The organism is Nocardiopsis endophytica, assembly GCF_027706725.1.
Taxonomy (GTDB): domain Bacteria; phylum Actinomycetota; class Actinomycetes; order Streptosporangiales; family Streptosporangiaceae; genus Nocardiopsis_A; species Nocardiopsis_A endophytica.
This window is the reverse complement of the sequence record NZ_JAQFWQ010000095.1, coordinates 1-20,623: the sequence shown is the minus strand read 5'-3', so window position 1 is coordinate 20,623 and position 20,623 is coordinate 1. Positions and strand designations below refer to the sequence as shown.

At 74.8% G+C, this 20,623-nt stretch carries 15 protein-coding genes; 6 read left to right on the top strand and 9 right to left on the bottom strand.

Annotation, left to right across the window (positions count from 1 at the left end; genetic code table 11):
- The first annotated feature begins 781 nt into the window (after positions 1–781).
- On the top strand, positions 782–1,636 hold the full coding sequence (locus tag O4J56_RS24900; protein WP_270689116.1) for a sugar phosphate isomerase/epimerase family protein: 855 nt from the start codon (positions 782–784) through the stop codon (positions 1,634–1,636).
- Positions 1,637–1,690: 54 nt separating this feature from the next.
- Here O4J56_RS24900 and O4J56_RS24895 read toward each other — a convergent pair whose 3' ends face one another.
- Positions 1,691–1,942, bottom strand: a complete 252-nt coding sequence (locus tag O4J56_RS24895; RefSeq protein ID WP_270689115.1) for a DUF2283 domain-containing protein — start codon at positions 1,940–1,942, stop codon at positions 1,691–1,693.
- A 195-nt stretch (positions 1,943–2,137) separates the two neighbouring features.
- Between O4J56_RS24895 and O4J56_RS24890 the strand changes: the two genes are divergently transcribed.
- The gene (locus tag O4J56_RS24890) at positions 2,138–3,397 is read left to right on the top strand and encodes an FAD-dependent oxidoreductase (RefSeq protein WP_270689114.1); all 1,260 of its coding nucleotides are present in this window, start codon (positions 2,138–2,140) and stop codon (positions 3,395–3,397) included.
- 582 nt (positions 3,398–3,979) lie between these two features.
- Here O4J56_RS24890 and O4J56_RS24885 read toward each other — a convergent pair.
- The 8 genes from O4J56_RS24885 to O4J56_RS24850 all read right to left on the bottom strand — a co-directional run bounded on the left by O4J56_RS24885 (position 3,980) and on the right by O4J56_RS24850 (position 16,156).
- Entirely contained in the window at positions 3,980–4,663 is a 684-nt protein-coding gene (locus O4J56_RS24885; RefSeq protein WP_270689113.1) for an ABC transporter ATP-binding protein, read from the bottom strand.
- Complete coding sequence (locus tag O4J56_RS24880) at positions 4,660–5,826, bottom strand: ABC transporter permease (protein WP_270689112.1); 1,167 nt, start codon at positions 5,824–5,826, stop codon at positions 4,660–4,662. Before O4J56_RS24880 ends, O4J56_RS24885 begins: the two co-directional genes overlap by 4 nt.
- Before the next feature lie 218 nt (positions 5,827–6,044).
- Positions 6,045–8,993 (bottom strand): FAD-binding and (Fe-S)-binding domain-containing protein, encoded by a 2,949-nt coding sequence (locus tag O4J56_RS24875; RefSeq protein WP_270689111.1) that lies wholly within the window; start codon positions 8,991–8,993, stop codon positions 6,045–6,047.
- A 101-nt stretch (positions 8,994–9,094) separates the two neighbouring features.
- Positions 9,095–10,636, bottom strand: a complete 1,542-nt coding sequence (locus O4J56_RS24870; protein WP_270689110.1) for a sodium-dependent transporter — start codon at positions 10,634–10,636, stop codon at positions 9,095–9,097.
- Between the two features lie 110 nt (positions 10,637–10,746).
- On the bottom strand, positions 10,747–11,898 hold the full coding sequence (locus O4J56_RS24865) for a Glu/Leu/Phe/Val family dehydrogenase (protein ID WP_270689109.1): 1,152 nt from the start codon (positions 11,896–11,898) through the stop codon (positions 10,747–10,749).
- Positions 11,895–13,442 carry an L-piperidine-6-carboxylate dehydrogenase gene (gene amaB / locus O4J56_RS24860; protein WP_270689108.1) on the bottom strand — a complete coding sequence of 516 codons (1,548 nt, stop codon included), beginning with the start codon at positions 13,440–13,442 and terminating at the stop codon, positions 11,895–11,897. The genes O4J56_RS24865 and amaB overlap by 4 nt, the downstream gene beginning before the upstream one ends.
- Before the next feature lie 80 nt (positions 13,443–13,522).
- Positions 13,523–14,920, bottom strand: a complete 1,398-nt coding sequence (gene hglS, locus O4J56_RS24855) for a 2-oxoadipate dioxygenase/decarboxylase (protein WP_270689107.1) — start codon at positions 14,918–14,920, stop codon at positions 13,523–13,525.
- Positions 14,921–14,977: 57 nt separating this feature from the next.
- Positions 14,978–16,156: an NAD(P)/FAD-dependent oxidoreductase gene (locus tag O4J56_RS24850; RefSeq protein ID WP_270689106.1), complete on the bottom strand. Its 1,179-nt coding sequence runs from the start codon at positions 16,154–16,156 to the stop codon at positions 14,978–14,980.
- A gap of 169 nt (positions 16,157–16,325) precedes the next feature.
- Here O4J56_RS24850 and O4J56_RS24845 point away from each other — a divergent pair, with 169 nt between their 5' ends.
- The 4 genes from O4J56_RS24845 to O4J56_RS24830 all read left to right on the top strand — a co-directional run bounded on the left by O4J56_RS24845 (position 16,326) and on the right by O4J56_RS24830 (position 20,575).
- Positions 16,326–17,234 carry a LysR family transcriptional regulator gene (locus O4J56_RS24845; protein WP_270689105.1) on the top strand — a complete coding sequence of 303 codons (909 nt, stop codon included), beginning with the start codon at positions 16,326–16,328 and terminating at the stop codon, positions 17,232–17,234.
- 95 nt (positions 17,235–17,329) lie between these two features.
- Complete coding sequence (locus O4J56_RS24840; RefSeq protein WP_270689104.1) at positions 17,330–18,598, top strand: sensor histidine kinase; 1,269 nt, start codon at positions 17,330–17,332, stop codon at positions 18,596–18,598.
- Positions 18,595–19,245 (top strand): response regulator, encoded by a 651-nt coding sequence (locus O4J56_RS24835; protein WP_270689103.1) that lies wholly within the window; start codon positions 18,595–18,597, stop codon positions 19,243–19,245. The genes O4J56_RS24840 and O4J56_RS24835 overlap by 4 nt, the downstream gene beginning before the upstream one ends.
- 88 nt (positions 19,246–19,333) lie before the next feature.
- Positions 19,334–20,575: an FAD-dependent oxidoreductase gene (locus O4J56_RS24830; RefSeq protein WP_270689101.1), complete on the top strand. Its 1,242-nt coding sequence runs from the start codon at positions 19,334–19,336 to the stop codon at positions 20,573–20,575.
- Positions 20,576–20,623: the final 48 nt, after the last annotated feature.

Genomic DNA, 20,623 nt, shown 5'->3' with positions numbered 1-20,623 from the left:
CGGCGCCCGGCCTGCTGGTGCAGGCGACCGGCGCCGACGGGATCGTGCGCGTGCACAACCACGGCAGCTCCCACCTGCGCCCCTTCGAGGAGGAGAAGGCGCCCGAGGACCCGCACTACGACCGGCTCGCCTACTCCACCCGCACCGGGCCCACCTCGGGCGCGGATCCCGCGGACAACCGCTTCACCCTGGTGTGGCGGGGCAGGCCGGGCGCGCGCCGCCGCGTCCGGCCGCTGGGGGCGGGGCACGGCGAGGGGTGGGGGTGGGCGGTCTCCTGGCACCGGCCCGTGTTCGAGGGCGGCGTCCCGGCCCTGCCGGCGCTGCGTGTGGAGAGCGCCACCGTAGTCCGGGGCCGCTATGAACTGCGGGTGCACCGGGTGGTGGGGGCGCCGGAGGGGCTGGGGGCCGAGGCGACCGGATGGGCGGTCGGCCCCGGCGGGCCGGTGGAATCGGTGCTGGTGCCCCTGTACGGGTGGACCGGGAGGGACCGCGTGTCGGCGCCTTCGGGGACGGCCTTCACGCCCTCGGCGCGGCTGCCCCGCCTCACCGGGACGGCGTCGGGCACGTCCCTGTTCGCGGCGCTGGCCCTGCTGGACGGGGCGGCGGCGCCGCAGGACGGCGGCCGAGAGGCGGGCGGGGCGCAGGCCGAGGCCGCTGAGGCGGCCGAGGCGGCCGTCGCCTCCGTCACCGAGGACGGCGGCGCGCTGGTGGCCGAGTGGGCCGACGGGGCGCGTACCCGGATCGCGTTCGCGCCGGTGCGCATCGAGCACAAGGAGGCGCGGTGACCTGGAAGTTCGCGTTCAGCACGCTGGGCATGCCCGGGGCGGGGGTCGCCGACACAGTCCGCACCGCCCAGGCCCACGGCTGCCACGGCATCGAGCTGCGGGCCCACCCGGACGAGGAGGTGCGCCCCGGTATGCCCCCGTGGCGGGAGCGCGAGGTGCGGGCCCGCATCGGGGACGCGGGGCTGGAGGTCGCCTGCCTGGCCGGATACGCGCGGGTGTGCGCGCCCGGCCCGGACGGCCCGGTGGTGGAGGAGCTGCGCGCGCTGGTCCGGCTGGCGGCGCGTCTGGGGGCGCCGTCGGTGCGGGTCTTCCCGGGCGGCGCCAAGGGCGGAGGTGATGGCGGCGGCCAGGAGCACGACGGGCGCGGTGGAGAGGGCGCGGCGCACGAGCGCATCGGCGCCGTCCTGCCCGACCTGCGCGACCACGGCGTGCGCCTGCTGGTGGAGACGCACGACTCCCACCCGACCGGCGAGGCGGCGCTGCGGCTGGTGCAGCCGTTCGACCCCGCAGAGCCGGTGGCCGTGCTGTGGGACGCGCTGCACCCGTGGCGCATGGGCGAGGCGCCGTCGCGGACACGGCTGGTCCTGCGCGACCGGCTGGGCTACTTCCAGGTGAAGGACGCGGTGGCGGCGGCCGGAGGCGGGTGGACCCCGGTGCCGCCGGGCGAGGGCGCGGTCCCGATCGAGTGGTGCGCGAGCGTGCTGCGGGGGTGGTCGGGGTGGGTGTCCCTGGAATGGGAGAGGGCCTGGCACCCGGAGATCCCCCCGCTCCCGGCCGCCTTGGCGAGCGCCGCCGAATGGTTCGCCCGCTGGAGGCCTGCCGGTGCGGTGGGAGGCCGCGGCGCCGTGTGACCGATCGGGCACAGATGGCTCCGCGCCGGACTCCCGGCTTGGCGCGACACTCCCCTACACCTGTTCAGCGAGCTCCCTCATCCCCTCACGGATCCGATCCTCCTCTTCAGGGAACAGCGCCAGGACCGCGTCCAGGTCTGGGAGTCGTTCCAACGTCAGCACTTCAAGGCCGACGACCCGCCCGTCTTCGTCGTAGTCGGCGATGAACCCGCCGTGGTCGCGGGTGTGCGCCACGGCTGCCTCCCTCAGAGCCACGTAGGCCGCACCGGCCTCGTGATCGATGGAGGCGTCCGGCATCTGAGCCATGCTCCTCACGGTACTTCCATGGCCGCCTTGATACAGGATCTTCGGTGTCCCAGGAGCCGTCCCGGACTGCGCCGCCGGATACGTGCGAACGGCCTGTCCTGGCCGCATTCGGCCAGCAGAGGGCTGCCCCCTACAGGACCCCGACGCCATCTAGTACTACTGAATGTCGTACTACTCGACGTAGAGGGTGTGGTCATGCGCGTACTCATCACCGGCGCCGGGATCTCCGGGCTGGCCGCCGCGCGGGCGCTGCTCGCCGCCGGGCACGACGTCACCGTCCTGGAGCGCTCCCCCGGGCTGCGCGACGGCGGGTACGCGGTCGTCCTGTGGCCCAACGGCACCGCGATCCTGCGCGGACTGGGCACCGATACGGCAGGGGCGGAGCACCCCCTGACCGGCGTCGCCGTGCGCAGCTCCTCCGGGAGGCCGGCGATGACGGTCTCCACCGGCGGCCTTGAGGCCGCCTACGGGGCGCCCACCATCGCCATCACCCGCCGCGACCTGGTGACCCGCCTGGCCGACGGCGTCCCCGAGGACCGCATCCGCTTCGGCGCCCGCGCCGTGCGCGTCACCGACGGCGACGGCGAGGTCCGGGTGGCCACCGAGGACGGCCGGGAGTTCACCGGCGACCTGCTCATCGGCGCCGACGGGGTGAACTCGGCGGTGCGCGCCCACGTGGCCGGGTCCGAGGCGAAGGCGCGCGCCCGCCCCACCGGCGCGGCCACCTGGCAGGGCCTCATCCCCGCCCCCTTCCACCTCGACGACCGGTTCACCATGTACATGGGGCGCGAGGGCAGCATCGGCATGACCCCCGTGGCCGACGGCCGCGTGCTGTGGCTCATCGACCTCGACCAGCCCGCCGGGGAGGGCCACGACGACCCGGCCCGCGCGCTTCCGCTGCTGCGCCGGAGCTACGCCCGGTGGGCGCCCGAGGTGCGCGGCCTGCTGGACGCCCTCACCGAGGACGACCTGGCCCTGTTCCCGCACCGCCGCCACTACCCGCCGCTGCACTGGTGGAAGGGCCGGTGCGTGCTCATCGGCGACGCCGCCCACGCCATGCCGCCGATCCTGGCCCAGGGGGTGAGCCAGGCGATGGAGGACGTCGCGGCCCTGGCGAACGCGCTCGCCGACGCGACGGGGGCGGCGGGGCCCAGCGGCGAACCCGACCTGGGGGCGGCGCTCGCCGCCTACGAGCGCGCCAGGAACAAGCAGGCGGTCAAGGCCGGTGACGGGGCGACCGGCAGCATCGCCACCTCGGGCCCGCGGACGCTGCTCCAGACCGACACCATGATGCGCCTGGCCCGGCTGATCCCCCGTCGCGCCCCCACGGCGATGTTCGAGAGGATCGTCGCCGGAGTCGCCCACGCCCCCGGCGGCCCCAAGGCCTACGCCCTCGGCGCCCCGGAGGCCATCGCGGACTCGGAGGGCACCGAAAGCGGCACCGCCGCACGGTGACGGCAGGGGCCGACCGCGGCCCGGGACGGCCCCGGACCGCACTCGGCCCCCTCGAACCAGCGGGACGGGCCACTCCCGCGGGGGCCGGTCCCTGTCCACCGTGTCCACCGGCGCGGTGGGCACGGCCTCAGACGCCGCCTTCTGACAGCCGGCCCCGGCGAGCGCTCCCCCGCACCCGCCGCCGTGCCCGGTGCCGGGAGGCCTTCGGGGGCCGGTGGCCGGTGGTACCCGGGGGTTCTCGCCGCCCCGGCGGACGTCCTCGGGTCAGGCCGCCGGGCCGAACCAGCGCTCCAGCGCCCGGACCAGCGTCGTCCGCGCCTCGCCGTCCTGACTCTGGCCCGAGGCCGCCCAGGCCGCCCAGGCCGCTCAGAGCCGGCGCCGGATAGGCGGGCGGACCGCCGGGGCCGATCTCACCGACTCCGCCGCCGACCGCCGCCCCTGCGTCGTTGATCTCGGGAAATGCGCCCCTAAAACCGGCCCGGAAGCGTCGTTTCTCCCGAGATCAACGATGAGCACGCCTGCCTGTTCGCGGGCCTTCTCAGATCCGTGCTCGGGGTGGTCCGGCGCCCCCGCGCTCCCCGCTCAACCGGTCGTGGCCGGGGCCGTGAGGCGGCCGTCGAGGACCTCGGCCACCTGGTCGGCCGCGTCCAGGTGGCCCCGGTCGTGCGTGACGAGCACCGTGGCGGTCCCCTGCTCACGGGTCAGGCGCGCGATCAGGTCGATCACCGCCGCACCCCGCTCGTGGTCCAAGGCGCTGGTGGGCTCGTCCACCAGGAGCACGGCCGGGTCGTTCATCAACGCGCGCGCTATGTTCACCCGCTGGCGCTGGCCTCCCGAGAGCCGGTGCGGACGCCGGTCCGCCAGGTCCGCCAGGCCGACCGCCTCCAGCAGCTCCAGCGCGCGCGGGCGCGCCTTGCGCGGCGGGCGGCCGTCGATCTGCGCCATCACCTGCAGTTGCTCGGCGGCCGTCAGCGACGCGAGCAGGTTGGGCTGCTGGAAGACGATGCCGATGCGGCGCCTGCGCAGCTCGGCCAGCCTCGCCGGGGCCGCCCCCTCCACACGGACCCCGTCCACGGCCACGGTGCCCGAGTCCGGCCGGATCAGCGTGGCCGCCACGGCCAGCAGGCTGGACTTGCCCGACCCCGAGGGGCCCACGACCGCGGCCAGGGTGCCGCCGGGCACGTCCAGCGACACTCGGTCCAGGGCGGTCAGCCGCCCGTCGCCGTCGGGGTAGGTCAGGGTGACCTCGTTCAGTTCCAGGCTCATCGTGCGCTCCCCAGGGCGGTCAGCGGGTCGACGGAGGTGATGCGGCGGACGGACAGGGCGGCGCCCAGCGCCCCCAGGGCGACCATCACGGCCGCCGGGGCGAGCACGGTGCCCGGTGTCAGCACGAACGGCACGTCGGATCCGGACACCGCCGCGCCCAGCGCCGCCGCTGCCGCGGTCCCGGCGGCCGTCCCGCCGACCAGCAGCACCAGCGCCTGCCCCAGGGCGTCGCGCAGCAGCGCCCCGGTGGAGGCGCCGAGCGCCTTGAGGACGGCGACGTCGGGGCCGCGCTGGATGGTCCACACGGTGAAGAACGCGCCGATGACCAGGGCCGATATGGCGAACAGGAACCCGCGCATGAGCTGCAGGGAGCCGTTCTCGGAGGTGTAGGAGCCGATGGCCGCCAGGGAGTCGGCCTTGGCGACGGTGGTCGTCCCGGCCTTCTCGTCGGTGTCCGCGAGGGCGGCGTCGGTGCCGGTGCCTCCGTCGGTGCTCCCATCGGTCGTCACGGCGATCACGGTCGCGGTCCCGCCGCCGTCCCCACCGCCGCCGGTGCCGTTGGTGCCGCTTGTGCCGTCGGACGGGACTCCGGGCCCACTCGGCGGGGCGATGCCCTGCCAGGCACCGAGGCTCGTCCAGACCACGGGGGTGTGGCTGAAGGAGGCGTCCCCGCCGACCCCGACGACGGCCAGCTCCCGGCCCGCCACCGTGACGGTGTCGCCCTCGCCCGCCCCGAGGTCCTCGGCGGCGCCCTCGGACAGCACGGCGGAGTCGTCGCCGGAGCCGCCCGGCACCGGCCCCAGGCCCCCTCCCGGGCGCACCCCGAACACCGACACGGCGGCGCTCGCCCCGTCCCCGGTCTCGGCCTTGGTCGTGGTGATGCCCAGCGGCTCGGCGCTCTGCACCCCGGGGGCCCGCGCCCACTCCCGCCACTGGCCCTCGGTGACGGCCGAGTCCGAGAACGACGGGCCGCCGTCCCCCTCGGCCCGGTCGAAGGCGATCAGGTCGGCGGGCAGCCCGGTCACCGCCGAGACGTTCTCCCGGGCCAGGCCCGCCGTGAGCCCGGACAGCATCCCCACCAGCAGCGTGATCAGCACGATCACCGCCCCGATCAGCGCGAAGCGCCCCTTGGCGAACCCCAGGTCCCTCCAGGCGACGAACATCTGCGGTCGTCCCTTCCCGATGACATGTGACAACCCCTCCACTGTCGTCACACGCCCCCGGCGGGGCATCAGGAACGAGTGGGCTCTTGTCCGCCCGGAGGAAAGAGGCCCTTCTCCAACTTTCGGCAGATGACGGTGCGGCCCCGCCAGTGCGTCGGACACCGGCGGGGCCGCTGGGCGGTCAGGCGGCCGGGGGCGCGCCCCCGGCCGCACCGGGATCACGACGGTTCCGTCGCCTCCATCGCCTCCGTCGTCCCCCTCTGCGCCTCGCGGACCAGTTCGGCCAGGTGCAGGGCGTGCCTCTGCGCCCCCTGCCGGATCTGGGTGTGGCAGCTGAACCCGTCGGCCAGCACGCGCACGCCCTCCTCGGCCGCGCGAACGGCGGGCAGGAGCATGCGCTCCCCCGCCGCGGCGGACACCTCGTAGTGCCCCTTCTCGAACCCGAAGTTCCCGGCGAGGCCGCAGCAGCCGGAGTCGAGCCTGGTGTCGTCCACGCCCATGCGGGCCAGGAGCCGGGCGTCGGCCGTGTCCCCCATCACCGCGTGCTGGTGGCAGTGCGTCTGGCGCAGGGTCCGCACGGGGAGCTCCGGGGGAGACCAGTCCGGGGCGAGCTCGTGGACGGCCTCGGCGAACGTCCTCGTCATCCCCGCGAGCCGCTGGGCCGCCGGGTGCTCGTGAAGAAGGTCCGGCAGGTCGGTGCGCAGCGCGGCCGTGCAGCTGGGTTCGACGCCCACGACCGCGTCCACCCCGTCGAGGAGGGGCGCGAGCGCCTTCAGGGTGCGGCGCTGGACGGCCCGCGCCACATCGAGCTGCCCCGTGGTGACCCAGGTGAGCCCGCAGCACTGGGTGCCCGGGGGCAGGACCACGCGGAACCCGATGTCCTCCAGGACCTCCGTGGCCGCGCGCAGCGGCCCGGGGTTGAAGGCGTTGCCGAACGAGTCGGCCCAGAGCAGGACGGTGCCGCGCTCCCCCGCGCCGGGGGCCGGGGTGCGCTTGCGGAACCAGGCCGAGAAGGACTCGGGGGCGAACTCGGGGATGGACCGTTCGGGGGCGATCCCGCCGAGCCGTTTGAGCAGCCCGGCGGCCGGGGATCCGGTCACCCGGTTCACCAGGCCCGCGAATGGGCGGGCCAGCCGCGCCCACAGGGGCAGCCACCCCATCGAGTAGTGCGACGCCGGCCGCAGCCGCCGGCGGTAGTGGTGGTGGAGGAACTCGGACTTGTAGGTGGCCATGTCCACCTGGGTGGGGCAGTCGTGGCTGCACCCCTTGCAGGACAGGCACAGGTCGAGCGCGTCCCGCACCTCGGCCGACCGCCACCCGTCCTCGATGACGCCGCCGGAGAGCATCTCGCCGAGCACGCGCGCCCGCCCCCGGGTGGAGTCCTTCTCGTCGCGCGTGACCTGGTAGCTGGGGCACATCACCCCCGTCGGGTGGTGCGACCGGCACTTGCCGACGCCGACGCACCTGCGCAGCGCCGCCGCCATGTCGCCGCCGTCGTTCTCATAGGAGAACACCGGCGTGATGTCCAGCCCCCGGCGCGGGCGGACGCGCAGGTCGGCGTCGACGGGGCGGGGCCGCACCACCACCCCGGGGTTCAGCCGGTCCTCCGGGTCGAAGACGGCCTTGAACTCGGCGAACGCCTCGATGATCGTGGCGCTGTACATCAGCGGAAGGAACTCCCCGCGGGCCCGGCCGTCGCCGTGCTCCCCCGAGAACGAGCCCCCGTGGCGGACGACGAGCTCGCAGGCCTCCTTCATGAAGCCCCGGAACTCCTCCTCCCCGCCCGGGGACGCGAGCGGGAAGTCGATGCGCACGTGCAGGCACCCGTCGCCGAAGTGCCCGAAGACGACGCCGCGGCGGCCGCGGCGGCGCATCAGCTCCTCGAACCCCTCCAGGTAGTCGGCCAGGTTCTCGGGAGGGACGGCGGCGTCCTCCCACCCGGGCCACGCCTCGCCGCCGTCGGGCAGGCGGGTGGCGAGCCCGGCGCCGTCCTCCCTGATCCGCCACAGCTGCCGCTGCGCCGACGGCTCGGGCACGACGGCCGCGTTCGCGGGGTCCTCGACGAACCGGTCCACCAGGGAGCGGGCGGCGGCCTCGGCGGCCTCGGGGGTGTCCCCGCCGGTCTCGATGTAGAGCCAGCTCTTGCCCTGCGGCAGCCGTTCGACGGCGTCCAGGTTCTGCGTGCTCTTCCTGCGCGCCGCCTCGACGAGGGAGGCGTCCATCCCCTCCACCGCCAGCGGGTGGGCCCGGAGGAGGGCCGGTGCGGCCCGCGCCGCGGCGACCGCGTCGGGGAACCCGGCGACGGTGAGGCAGCGGTGCGGGGGGACGCGCACCAGGCGGACGGTCGCCGCCACGACGACCGCGCACGTGCCCTCGGTGCCCACCAGCGCCTTGGCGAGGTCGAAGCGGTTCTCGGGCAGGAGGCGGTGCAGCGGGTAGCCGGAGACCTGGCGGGGGAACCGCGCGAGCTCCAGGCGGATGTCGGCGAGGTGGCGGTCCACCAGGGAGCGGAGCCCGGCGAAGACCCGGCCGCGCTCGCCGCCGCCGGCCACGATGGCGTCGATCTCCTGTGCGGTGTGCTGCCCGACGGTCATCCGCGTCCCGTCGGCGAGCACGACGTCCAGCTCGACGACGTTGTCGCTGGTGCGGCCCCAGGCCACCGAGTGGGAGCCGCAGGCGTCGTTGCCGATCATGCCGCCGATGGTGCAGCGGCTGTGGGTGGAGGGGTCGGGGCCGAAGGTCAGCCCGTGGGGCGCGGCCGCCGCCCGGAGGTCGTCGAGGACGACCCCCGGCTCCACCCGCGCCACTCCCTTCTCGGGGTCCAGCTCCAGGATCCGGTCCATGTGCCGGGACAGGTCCAGGACGACCCCCTCGCCGATGGCGTTGCCCGCGACGCTGGTGCCGCCGCCGCGGGGCACCAGCCGCACCCCGTGGCGGTGGCACACCCGGACCGCGCGGACGACCTCCTCGGCCGTGCGCGGGGTGACGACCCCGGCCGGGACCACCCGGTAGTTGGAGGCGTCGCCGGAGTACTGGGCGCGGCGGCCCGCACCGAAGTCGACGATCGCGTCGGCGTCCGGGCCGAGCTCCGCCCGCAGGTCGCGCTCGCACTCGGCGGCGCCGCGGCTGTGGCGGGCGGCGCCGCTCCGGCTACCGCTGGTCGGCATCTGTGTCCTCCGGCTCCATGGGTGGGCGGTGATCGGGTGTCCAGGGGGCATTGCGCGGAGCACGGCCCTCGCGCGGCAGGTCGTGCTCCACGCGACACCCCCTAGCGGTCGGACTCGGATTCGGCTCGGGCCCGGGACGCCTCCGCGCCCTCCTCCGGCTCCTCCGAGTCTTCGGATTCCTCGGGCGCCCCCGACATGGGGCCGGCCTTGGTCCTGCGGGAGAGGAAGCCGTTGAGCACCAGCACGATCGCCAGCGCCACCGCCCACTGGGCGAGCATGGTCGCCAGGCTGAACGGGTCGAACGGGTTCCACCAGGTGTCCGGGGCGTACTCGGACACCGACAGGTAGACCCAGAAGCCCAGGAGCACCGTGAGCAGGACGGGGGCGACGGCGATGGCGGCCGACCACCACGCACCGGCGGCCGAGCGGGAGCTCCCCAGGAGCTCGGCGCGGGCCTTGCCGAGCCCGTACTTCAGCATGGCGAGGGCGATCATCAAGCCGCTGACCAGCAGTCCGACGCCCCAGACGAAGTCCTGGTTGCTGAGGAAGTCGACGTTGAGCGCCGACGGGATCCCGCCCAGCGCCGCGACCCCCACCACGGCCCCGACCGCGACCGGACGGCGCGCGCCCATGTCCATCAGGTTGCGCGCGGCGAGCTCGGTGAAGGCGATCTGCGTGGACACCGAGGCCATGAACAGCGCCAGGAAGAACAGGGCGGAGAAGATCACTCCGCCCGTCATCTCGGGGAACAGCCGGGCGAAGTAGATGAACGCCAGCCCCTGGTTGCCGCCCGCGATGGCCTCGTCGGCGGCCGCGGCCGAGCCGAGCGCGAACAGCGTGCCCAGCACCGCCACACCGGCGAAGAGCGACACCATGAAGTTGCCGCCGGCCACGGTCAGCGCGTTGCTGACCGCGTTCCGGTTCCTGCGGGAGTAGACGGAGTACGTCAGGTACAGGCCGAAGCCCGCACCGGTGGAGAACGCGACCTGCGAGGCCGCCTCCAGCCAGACGCGCACGTCCAGGAAGTCGGCCCCGTCGATGGCGAACATGTTGGCGATGCCGGCACCGGCGCCCGGCAGCATGGCCGCGCGGACGGCCAGGATCGCCATGATGACGAACAGCGCGGGCAGCGCGATCTTGAGCACGCTCTCGAACCCGCCCTTGAGGCCGCGGGCGACGATCACGCCGACCAGCGCGATCGACAGGAGGTGGAACCCGATGGTCTGCACCGGGCTGGCGGCGAAGGAGTCCCAGGTCGCCTGGGTATCCAGGGCGGGGTCGCCGAACGCGCCGGTGAGCGCGTGCACGAAGTACCGCAGCGCCCAGCCGCAGATGACCGAGTAGTAGAACGCGATGCCCAGCGTGACGAGGGTCATGAAGCCCCCCATCCACGCGAACCTCCGCCCCACGAACTCGCGGAACGCGCCGATGGTGCCCAGGCGGCTCTTGGAGCCCATGTAGGACTCGGCCATGAGCAGCGGAACCGCCCACACCAGGTTGATGAGGATGCAGGCGATCACGAACGTGCCGCCGCCCCACTCGGCCGCGACCCGGGGGAACCGCCAGATGTTGCCCGCGCCCACGGCCATGCCGATGGACGCCGCCAGGAAGGCGAACCTCGATCCGAATCTCTCAGTGCTCATTGCGAACCTCTTTGTTCTTCAAAGGGGGATGGGGGAGGCGCGTGGGCCCCGAGGGCGTGTTGCGCGGACCAAGCCCGGCAGCGCGGCGGACCTGGTCCACGCGACACGCCCTACGGGGACGGGACGCGCCCCCTGATCTCCATGGCGGTGCGCACTCGCCGCTCGGCGAGCCGTCGCGCCGCCTCGTGTGAGGTGAGCGCTCCGCGCTCGGCCTCGTCCAGGACGTGGAGCGTGTTGGCCCGCAGCCGCTCCGATACCGCGGCGCGGATCGTGCCCGGCTCCACGGGGAAGACCGACGACCGCGCGTCCATCGCGTAGGCGGCCGCCACCACGCCGCCCGCGTTGGCGATGAAGTCCGGCACGACGCTGACGCCGCGCTCGGCCAGGACCGCTTGCGCCTTGGGCGTCAGCGCGAGGTTGGCGCCCTCGACGACGACCGAAGCCGACAGGTCGGCGGCCGCGGCGACGTCGACCACGTCCTGCCGCGCCGCGGGGATCAGCACGTCCGCGGGCAGGGTGAGCTCCTCCCCGATGGCCAGGAGCCCGGCCCAGCCGACGTGGTGGACCAGGGCGTCGCCCCACTCGGCCCGCGCCCGGAGCAGCGCGGGCACGTCCAGCCCGTCGGGCGCGTGGAGCGCGCCTTCGGCCGTGGACACGGCCACGACCCGCGCCCCCAGCTCGTGCAGCCGCTCGGCCGCCGCGGCCCCCACGGCACCGAACCCCTGCACCACGACGCGCGCGCCGCACAGGTCCGAACCCCGCCGCCGGACGGCCTCGTCCGCGGCCTCGGCCACCCCGTAGCCGGTGACGCCCCACTGGTCGTAGGGCACACCGCCCAGCTCGCGCGGGCTGCCGACCGCCGTGCCGCGTCCGCCCAGCTCGTCCTGGATGACGGCGGCGTCGTGCTCGGTCAGCCCCATGTCGAGGCCGAACACGTACTCCTCGGGCACCTCGCTGGACAGGGCGCGGGCGAAGGCGCGCAGCACCGCCTCCTTGTCGGCCGAGGCCGGGTCGAACCGGACGCCGGCCTTGGCGCCGCCGAAGAACAGGTCGACGGCGGCCCACTTCCACGTCATCACCCGGGCCAGGCGCGCCACCTCGGTGACGGTCAGCGTCGGGCCCATCCGCGTGCCGCCCTTGCCCATGCCCCGGGCGGTGTTGTCGATGACCAGGACGCCGCGCATGCCGGTGCGCGTGTCGGAGACGGTGACGATCTTCTCCGGCCCCCACTCGTCGGCGTGGTCGAGCTCGTTGAGCCTCATCCGAAGTTCACTCCCTGGGCCAGGGGCAGCTCGGTGGAGTAGTTGACGGTGTTGGTGGCGCGCCGCATGTAGCCGCGCCAGGCGTCCGAGCCCGACTCGCGGCCGCCGCCGGTGGTCTTCTCCCCGCCGAACGCGCCGCCGATCTCGGCGCCGGAGGTGCCGATGTTGACGTTGGCGATGCCGCAGTCCGACCCGGCCGAGGCGGTGAACCGGTCGGCCTCGCGCTGGTCGGTGGTGAACACGCTCGACGACAGCCCCTGGGGGACATCGTTGTGCAGCGCGAGGGCCTCGTCGAAGGCGCGGTAGGTGAGGACGTAGAGGATCGGCGCGAACGTCTCCTCCTTGACCACGTCGGTCTGCCCGGGCATGCGCACGATGGCGGGCTCCACGTAGTAGGCGTCCTGCGCGGCGCCGGCCAGGCGCCGTCCTCCGCCCGCGACCACCTCTCCCCCGTCGGCGACGGCCCGCTCCAGGGCGGTGCGCATGGCCGCGTGGGCGCGCTCGCCGACGAGCGGCCCGACGAGGGTCTCCTCGGAGAACGGGTCGCCGATGTTCAGCCCCGTGTACACCTTGGCCAGGCGGGCGACGAGCTCGTCGGCGACGTCCTCGTGCACGATGAGGCGGCGCATGGTCGTGCACCGCTGCCCGGCGGTGCCCGCGGCGGAGAAGACGATGCCGCGGGCGGCCAGGTCCAGGTCGGCCGAGGGGGTGACGATCGCGGCGTTGTTGCCGCCCAGTTCGAGGATGGCGCGACCGAAGCGGGCGGCGATGCGCGGGGCGATCTCGCGCCCCATCCGCTCGGAGCCGGTCGCGCTCACCAGCGGCACGTCGGGGCTGTCCACCAGGGGCGCCGCCGCGTCGGCGCCGCCGAGCACCAGCCGGTGGACGCCCTCGGGGGCGCCGGTGTCGGCGATGGCGCGCTCCAGCAGGGCCGTGGAGGCCAGGGCGGTCAGCGGGGTGAGCTCGGAGGGCTTCCACACCACGGTGTCGCCGCACACCAGGGCCACGGCGGTGTTCCACGCCCACACGGCCACCGGGAAGTTGAAGGCGGAGATGACGCCGACGACCCCCAGCGGGTGCCAGGTCTCCAGCAGCTTGTGCCCGGGGCGCTCGGAGGCCAGGGTGCGCCCCTCCAGCTGGCGCGACATGCCCACGGCCAGGTCGCAGATGTCGATCATCTCCTGCACCTCGCCCAGGGCCTCCGAGCCGATCTTCCCGGCCTCGATGGTCACCAGGTCGGCGAGGTCCTGCTTGTGCTCGGTCAACAGCTCGCCGAGGCGCTTGACCAGGGCGCCGCGCACCGGGGCGGGCGTGTCGCGCCAGGCGGGGAAGGCGGCCCCGGCCGCGGCGATCGCCTCGTGCGCGTCGCTCCCGGTGCCGCCGGCCACGGTGAACAGGTCCTGGCCGGTGATGGGCGAGCGGGCCGAGAGGGCGTTCGGGCCGGAGCCCTCGTAGCCGGCCGCGCCGCAGGCGGCCAGGGCCCGGCGGGCGCGCTCGGCCAGCTCGGCGGTGCCGGGGAGGGTGTTCTCGGAGGTGTCGGACACGGGTGTCGCCTTTCTCGGACGGTTCTTCGTCGGTGGTCGGGACGGTGTTCGTGCGGTGTTCGCGGTGTTCGCGGCGGCGTTCAGGGCCGGGTGCCCGCGCCCGGGGCGCCGAGCTCCCGGCGGACGGCGTCCAGGGACCGCTCCCGCTGGCGCGCGTACAGGTCGTAGGGGTCGTGCAGGGTGCGCTCCAGCACGCCGGACATCCACTGCCCGTCCAGCACGGCGGCCTGCTGGGTGGTGTCCTTGGCGCCGTCGCCGGTCAGGTTCGACTGGAAGATCCCGGCGGCGGAGCGGGGCAGGAAGTCCTCGTAGACGATCGGCTCGGCGCGCACCCAGCCCTGGTCGACCAGCTCGGCCAGGGACTCGGGGGGCGGCGCCGCGCCCCCGGGGCGGCCGGCCGCGGTGAAGGTGAAGTAGGCCAGGCCGTCGCGGGCCAGGTCGTGTTCGGAGCGGGGGAAGCGGTGCGTCCAGACCTCGGCGGCCACGTCGGCGCGGGGGCGGCCGGTGTCGCGGCGGAGCCGGTCGACCTCCTCCACGAGGTGGTCGTAGAGGGCGCGGCCGCGCGGGGTGAGCGCGATGCCCCGGGCCTCGACCTCGCCGAAGCGGACCCGCAGCGTGCCGTCGGCCACGGACCCGTCCGCCTCGCGGAACCGGCGGGGCTCGGACAGGGCCCGGAAGGAGGTCTGGCGCAGCAGCACGTCGGGGCCGTCCCAGCGGGGTGGGCCCTGGATGTCGTCGATCATCGTGATCCCGCGCCGCCCCATCCGCGCGTACAGCTCGTCGATGTCGAGCACACGCGGGGTGAGGTGGTTGACGTGGGTGGACGTCACGCCGCCGATGTCGGCGGCGACGGCGGAGACGCGTTCGAGCTCCTCGTACCAGCCGCGGTCCACCGGTTCGGAGGACAGCTCGAAGCTGCGCACGGCCAGCTCCAGGAACCGCTCGGCGTCGGCCCGCTCCAGCCCGCCTTCGCTCTCGGCCCGTTCGGCGAGGGTGATCAGCTCCGGCGGGAACAGGCTGCGCCGGGAGAGGAACTCCTCCAGGCGGCGCTGGAGGCCGGCGTCGAAGAAGCGGCGGTCCGAGGGGGTCAGGACGGAGGTGAACACGCGGAAGGGGTTGCGTTCGAGCTCGTCCTCGTCGATGGGGCGGAACGCGGTGGAGACCACCGGGACCGCGCTGGAGGCCGCCTCCCGCAGGTCGTAGAAGCCGACCGGGTGCATCCCCAGGGCGGCGAATACCTGCCCCACCTGGCGCAGCTCCTCGGGGGTGCCCACGCGGATCGCGCCGTGCCGCTCGGCGGTGACGCGGTCGATGCCGCCGAGCCGCTGGGCCTGTTCGGCGTCCTTGGCCAGCAGGTCCCGGTTGACCTCGTGGGAGACGTCCACGAGCGTGGTGTAGGCGGGCACCTCCGCTCCGTACATGACGGAGAGTCTGCGTGCGAATTCGGAACGTAGCTGCCATGTCTGCAGGGCGGGCATGCGCTCCCCTCCTCGTGCTGTGTTCGGGCCGGGTGGTCGGTGCGGGGCGGGTCTAGGTCAGACCACGTTGAACTCCCGGCGGAGCGGGCTGTCGTCGAACCGGTCGGCGGACATCGCCGCCACGTCCACGAACGGCTCCTGGCCCAGGTACAGGGCGCGGACCACCTCGCCGACCGCCGGGGCCTGGAGGAAGCCGTGCCCGGAGAACCCCGTCGCGTACAGCAGGCGGCCCACCGAGCGGCTCTCCCCGATCAGCGCGTTGCAGTCCGGGGTCATCTCGTACAGCCCCGCCCAGCCGCGCTCGATGGGCAGGCCGACCAGGCCGGGGGCGCAGGCGCGGGCCGCGTCCTCGAAGCCGGCCAGCCACTCGTCGGAGTAGTCGGTGTGGAACCCGTACTCCTGGTCCGGGTCGGACATGCCCAGCATCAGGCCGTCGTCGTGGTTGTGGAAGTACATCGACGTGGCGAAGTCGATGGTGAACGGGACCCGGGGCGGCCGGGGGCTCAGCGGGCGGGTGATCGCGATCTGCCGCCGCAGCGGCTCGACCGGCAGCTCCGCCCCGGCCATCGCACCCACCGCCTTGGACCAGGCCCCCGCCGCCACGATCACCGTGTCGGTGCGCACGGCCCCCCGGTCGGTCACGACCTGCCGGATGTCGCCCGTGGCGGTGGTCGTGATGTCCACGACGGCGGTGTCCTCGAACAGGCGCACCCCGCGCCGGGCGGCGGTGTTCAGGAAGCCCCAGGCGGCCTCCGCCGGCCGCGCGTGCCCGTCGTCCGGCGAGAACGCGGCGCCCAGGACGCCCTCCCCGCGCACGTAGGGGCACAGGCGCTCGGCCTCGGCGGCCGAGACCATGCGGCTGGGGACGCCCAGTTCGTTCTGCACCGCGACGTTGCGCTCGAACGAGGGGATGTGCCCGGGGTCCCGCAGGAGGAACAGGTAGCCCACGCGCTCCATCGCGATGTCGGCGCCGGTGGCCTCGCCGAGCCGGGCGTAGGCCTCCAGGCTCCGCGCCCCCAGGGCGATGTTGACCGGGTCGGAGAACTGGGCCCGCAGACCGCCGATGGGCTTGCCGGAGGACCCGGACGCCACCCGGCCGCGCTCGAGCACGACCACGTTGGTGACGCCCGCCTCGGCCAGGTGGTGGGCGATGGCGGCGCCCATGATCCCCCCGCCGACCACGACGACCTCCGCGCTCTCGGGGAGCCCGGTCCGACCTGCGGCTTCAGCTTGCATGAGTCACCCTTCAGCATCGATCGCATACGGGACCCGGCGACGAGGCACGAAGTTCTCCCAGGTGAGAACCGGTGATCCAGGTCACTCGGCCGCCGTGCCCCATAAGGTACGCATAGGGAAGCAGTAGGTCTATCGAATGTTCTTCCGGTCGATCGTTTAGGTTCTCTCGATGGATGTGACGATGGGGCAGCTCCGCGCCCTGCGCGAACTCGCCCGGTGCGGCACCATGGCGGCGGCCGCCGCGTCGCTGGGCTATACGACCGGCGCCGTCTCGCAGCAGCTGGCCAACCTGGAGAAGGCGACCGGCACCGCGCTCACGGTCCGGGCCGGGCGCAAGGTCCAGCTCACCCGCAGCGGCATGATCATGGCCGAGCACGCCGAACTGGTGCTCCAGGCGGTGGCCGAGGCCCGACGCGCGCTCGACACCGAGAAGCAGGAGGTGGCCGGGACCGTCCGCGTGGGCACGTTCGCCACGACCGCCGCCGCCCTGCTCGTCCCCACGATCGCCAAGGCCCGCGGGCGGTACCCGAAGCTGACCGTCACCAGCAGGGAGTTCGGTGTCGACGGGACGGCGGCCGCCGTGCGCGACGGCGAGGTCGACCTCGCCCTGGGGATCGACTACCCCCACGCGCCGATTCCGCGGGAGCCGCAGACCGAGATCGTCCGCCTCCACACGGAGCGCTTCGGGCTGGCCGTCGCGGCCGACCGGCACTCGCCGTGCGAGGTGCCGCTCGAATGCGCGCGCGACTGGCAGTGGATCCTGCCGCCGAAGGAGACCCAGTACGCGCGGGCGATCTACGCGGCCTGCCGGCTGGCGGGCTTCGAGCCGGGGGTGGTGCACGAGGTCACCGACACGCGCACCTCGCTGGAACTCGCCGCACAGGGCCTCGGTGTCACGCCCCTGACCTCCCTGATGGAGGACCTCCTGCGCCCCCGCGGGCTGTGCCGGATCGAGCTGACGGACCCCGTCGAGCGCCACATCGTCCTGGTCCGCCGCGCCCAGCCGGTGCAGGCGGTGGCCATCGCGGCGCTCACGGAGCTGTTCACCGAGGTCGTCCACGAGGCGCGCGGCCGGTGACCGGGGGCCGGCGCACGGCCCGGACGCCGCGGGACCAGGGCGGCGTCCCAGGCCACAGGGTTCGGGGGCGCTAGGGTGAGGGCACCGTGAACCGCTTGACTCCGACCCTCCGCGTGCTCGCCTGGTGCCTGCACCTGCTGGTGGCCGGGCTGCTGGCACTGGTCGCGGGCCGGGCCGTGCTCGACGGGCGCCCCGACGCCTGGGCCGTGGCCGCCGCGGCGGCCGCCACCGGGGCGGTGTACGCGGCCGGCCCGCTGATCCCCCGCGTCGCCGCCTCGCGCCGCGCGTCGGCGGTGTGGCTCGCGGTGCTGGGCGCGTTCTGGCTGGTGCTGCTGGTGCTGTCCGCCGAGGCGGTGTGGCTGGCCTTCCCCCTCTACCTGGTCCAGCTGCACCTGCTCTCCCGCCGGGGCGGGCTGGCGGCGGTGGCGGCCACGGCCGTCGCGGCGATCGCCGCCTTCGCCGCCCACCAGGGCGGTCCGGCCCCCGCCGCGGCCCTCGGGCCCACGCTCGGCGCGGCCGTCGCCGTGGCGGTGGTGTGGAGCTACCAGGCGCTGTACCGCGAGAGCGAGAAGCGGCGGCGGCTCATCGAGGAGCTGACCGAGACCCGCGCCGACCTGGCCCGCGCCCAGCACACCGCCGGGGTGCTGGCCGAACGCGAGCGCCTGGCCCGGGAGATCCACGACACGCTCGCCCAAGGGTTCTCCAGCATCCAACTGCTGCTCACGGCTGCCGGACGGGCGCTGCCGGACCGCCCTGAGGCGGCCACCGCACACGTGGACCGCGCGCGCCAGGCGGCCGCCGACAACCTCGCCGAGGCGCGGCGCCTCGTCGCGGCCCTCACCCCGCCGGACCTGGAGGGGCGGAGCCTGCCCGACGCCCTGGAGCGCCTGTGCGACACCGCCTCGGAGCGGCACCCGGTCACCGCGCGCTTCCACCTGGAGGGCACGCCCGTGCCGCTGCCGACCGCGCTCGAGGTGGAGCTGCTGCGGATCGCGCAGTCGGCGCTGGGCAACACCGTCCGGCACGCCCAGGCCGCCCATGCCGACGTCACCCTCCGCTTCACCGGCGGCGCACCCGACGCGGAGGCCGAACCGGGGGCTGAACTGGAGGTCGCCGACGACGGCACCGGTTTCGACGCCGCCCTGCCGCACGCGCCCGACGCCGAGAGCGGCGGGTTCGGACTGGCGGCCATGCGCGCCCGCATGCGCGCGCTGGGCGGGTCGTTCACCGTCGACACCGCACCCGCCCGGGGGACGACCGTCACCGCCCGCGTCCCGGTCGCCCCACCCGACGATCCCACCGCCCTCGAACAGGGACCCGGCCGCCGCGAGGACGGCGGCGCACCAGCGAAGAGGCCGACATGACCCAGGATCCGACCGCCCCCTCCCCCGCCCGCCTGCTGCTCGCCGACGACCACCCCGTGGTGCGCGCCGGACTGCGCGCGGTGCTGGAGACCGAGCCCGGCATCGAGGTCGCCGCCGAGGCCGGAACCGCCGAGGAGGCCGTCGCGCGCGCCGCCGAGGGCGACATCGACGTCGTCCTGATGGACCTGCGCTTCGGCGGCGGCATGAGCGGGGCCGAGGCGACGGCCGCCATCACCGCGCGCGCGGGCGGGCCGCGGGTCCTGGTCGTCACCACCTACGACTCCGACGCCGACACGCTGCCCGCGATCGAGGCCGGGGCCACCGGCTACCTCCTCAAGGACGCGCCGCCCGAGGAGCTGGCGGCCGCCGTGCGCGGGGCCGCCGCCGGGCGCACCACCCTGGCGCCCTCGGTCGCCGACCGGCTGATGACCCGCCTGCGCGCCCCGGGCAACGCGCTCACCCGCCGGGAGATCGAGGTGCTGGGGCTGGTCGCCGAGGGCCTGTCGAACCTCGCGATCGCCGAGCGGCTGCACCTGACCGAGGGCACCGTCAAGTCCCATCTGGCGCACGTCTACACCAAGCTCGGCGTGGACTCGCGCACGGCCGCCGTGGCCGCCGCGACCGAAACCGGCTACATCCGCCGCTGAGGACGCGCCCGCCGCGTCCACGGGGTAGAGGAAGGGAACGACGGCGGCCCCGTGAGGCAGGGGCCGCGGCCCGACGATCGGAGTCGCCATGGGTGATGCGGCCGGTAGGCGTGAGACGACGACGTGCGCGGTGATCGGCGGTGGGCCGGCGGGGATGTTCCTGGCGCTGCTGCTGGCCCGGGCGGGCGTGGACGTGACGGTGCTGGAGAAGCACGGGGACTTCCTGCGCGACTTCCGCGGCGACACCGTCCACCCCTCCACCCTCACCCTGTTGGACGAGCTGGGGCTGTGGGAGCGGTTCTCCCGGATCCCGCAGAGCCGCCTGGAACAGGTGGTGCTGCCCTTCGGGGACGGCGAGCAGGTGACGGTCGGCGACATCCGCCGGCTGAGGGTTCCCCACCCCTACATCGCGATGGTGCCGCAATGGGACCTGCTGAACCTGCTGGCGGAGGCGGCCTCGGAGGAGCCGTCCTTCACGCTGCGCATGAAGACCGAGGCCACCGGGATCATCCGGGAGCGCGGCGCGGTCCGCGGTGTGCACATCAGGGGGCCGGAGGGCGACGGCGAGCTGCGCGCCGACCTGGTGGTGGCCTGCGACGGCCGGGACTCGCTGCTGCGCCGCTCGGCGGGGCTCGCCTGTCACGAGTTCCCGGTGGACATCGACGCGTGGTGGTTCCGGCTGCCCGGCGCCTCCCCCGCAGGCGAGGCGCTGACGCCGCGCCTGGAGAAGGGGCGGATGATCGTGGTGATCCCGCGCGAGGGGTACATGCAGATCGCCTACCTGGGGCCCAAGGGCACCGACGCGCAGTTGCGGGAGCGCGGCATCGAGGCGTTCCGCGGCGACGTGGCGCGCCTGCTTCCGGGCGCGGCCGACCGGGTGGGCGAGCTGCGCTCGATGGACGACGTGAAGCACCTGAACGTGCAGGTGAACCGGCTTCCGGTGTGGTACCGGCGGGGGCTGTTGTGCATCGGCGACGCGGCGCACGCGATGTCGCCGGTGGGAGGTGTGGGCATCAACCTCGCGGTGCAGGACGCGGTGGCGGCGGGGACCCGGCTGGCCGAGCCGCTGAGGGAGCGGCGGGTGTCGGTGGGCGACCTGCTCGCGGTGCAGCGGCGGCGGTCGCTGCCGACGATGGTGACCCAGGGGTTGCAGCTCACGATGCACCGCCGGGTGGTCGACCCGATCCTGCGCGGCGAACGGGAGGGCCCGCCGGCGCTCCCGGTGAACCTGCTGCGGAACTTCGCCCCGGCGTCCCTGCCGCTGGCCTACGCCATCGGAGTAGGCGTCCGCCCCGAACACGCCCCACCCTTCGCCCGCCGGGAGGGGTGACCGGGCCGGCCGTCCCCGATCCCTCGAACGGTCGTCGCCGGGACCCGC

Excerpts from the sequence above, each read along its gene's own strand:
- O4J56_RS24890 (WP_270689114.1), top strand. The coding sequence starts at position 2,138 with ATGCGCGTACTCATCACCGGCGCCGGGATCTCCGGGCTGGCCGCCGCG.
- O4J56_RS24835 (WP_270689103.1), top strand. The coding sequence starts at position 18,595 with ATGACCCAGGATCCGACCGCCCCCTCCCCCGCCCGCCTGCTGCTCGCC.
- O4J56_RS24865 (WP_270689109.1), bottom strand. The coding sequence starts at position 11,898 with ATGAGGCTCAACGAGCTCGACCACGCCGACGAGTGGGGGCCGGAGAAG.
- O4J56_RS24870 (WP_270689110.1), bottom strand. The coding sequence starts at position 10,636 with ATGAGCACTGAGAGATTCGGATCGAGGTTCGCCTTCCTGGCGGCGTCC.
- O4J56_RS24880 (WP_270689112.1), bottom strand. The coding sequence starts at position 5,826 with ATGTTCGTCGCCTGGAGGGACCTGGGGTTCGCCAAGGGGCGCTTCGCG.
- O4J56_RS24895 (WP_270689115.1), bottom strand. The coding sequence starts at position 1,942 with ATGGCTCAGATGCCGGACGCCTCCATCGATCACGAGGCCGGTGCGGCC.
- hglS (WP_270689107.1), bottom strand. The coding sequence starts at position 14,920 with ATGCCCGCCCTGCAGACATGGCAGCTACGTTCCGAATTCGCACGCAGA.
- O4J56_RS24875 (WP_270689111.1), bottom strand. The coding sequence starts at position 8,993 with ATGCCGACCAGCGGTAGCCGGAGCGGCGCCGCCCGCCACAGCCGCGGC.
- O4J56_RS24830 (WP_270689101.1), top strand. The coding sequence starts at position 19,334 with ATGGGTGATGCGGCCGGTAGGCGTGAGACGACGACGTGCGCGGTGATC.
- O4J56_RS24885 (WP_270689113.1), bottom strand. The coding sequence starts at position 4,663 with ATGAGCCTGGAACTGAACGAGGTCACCCTGACCTACCCCGACGGCGAC.
- O4J56_RS24850 (WP_270689106.1), bottom strand. The coding sequence starts at position 16,156 with ATGCAAGCTGAAGCCGCAGGTCGGACCGGGCTCCCCGAGAGCGCGGAG.
- O4J56_RS24845 (WP_270689105.1), top strand. The coding sequence starts at position 16,326 with ATGGATGTGACGATGGGGCAGCTCCGCGCCCTGCGCGAACTCGCCCGG.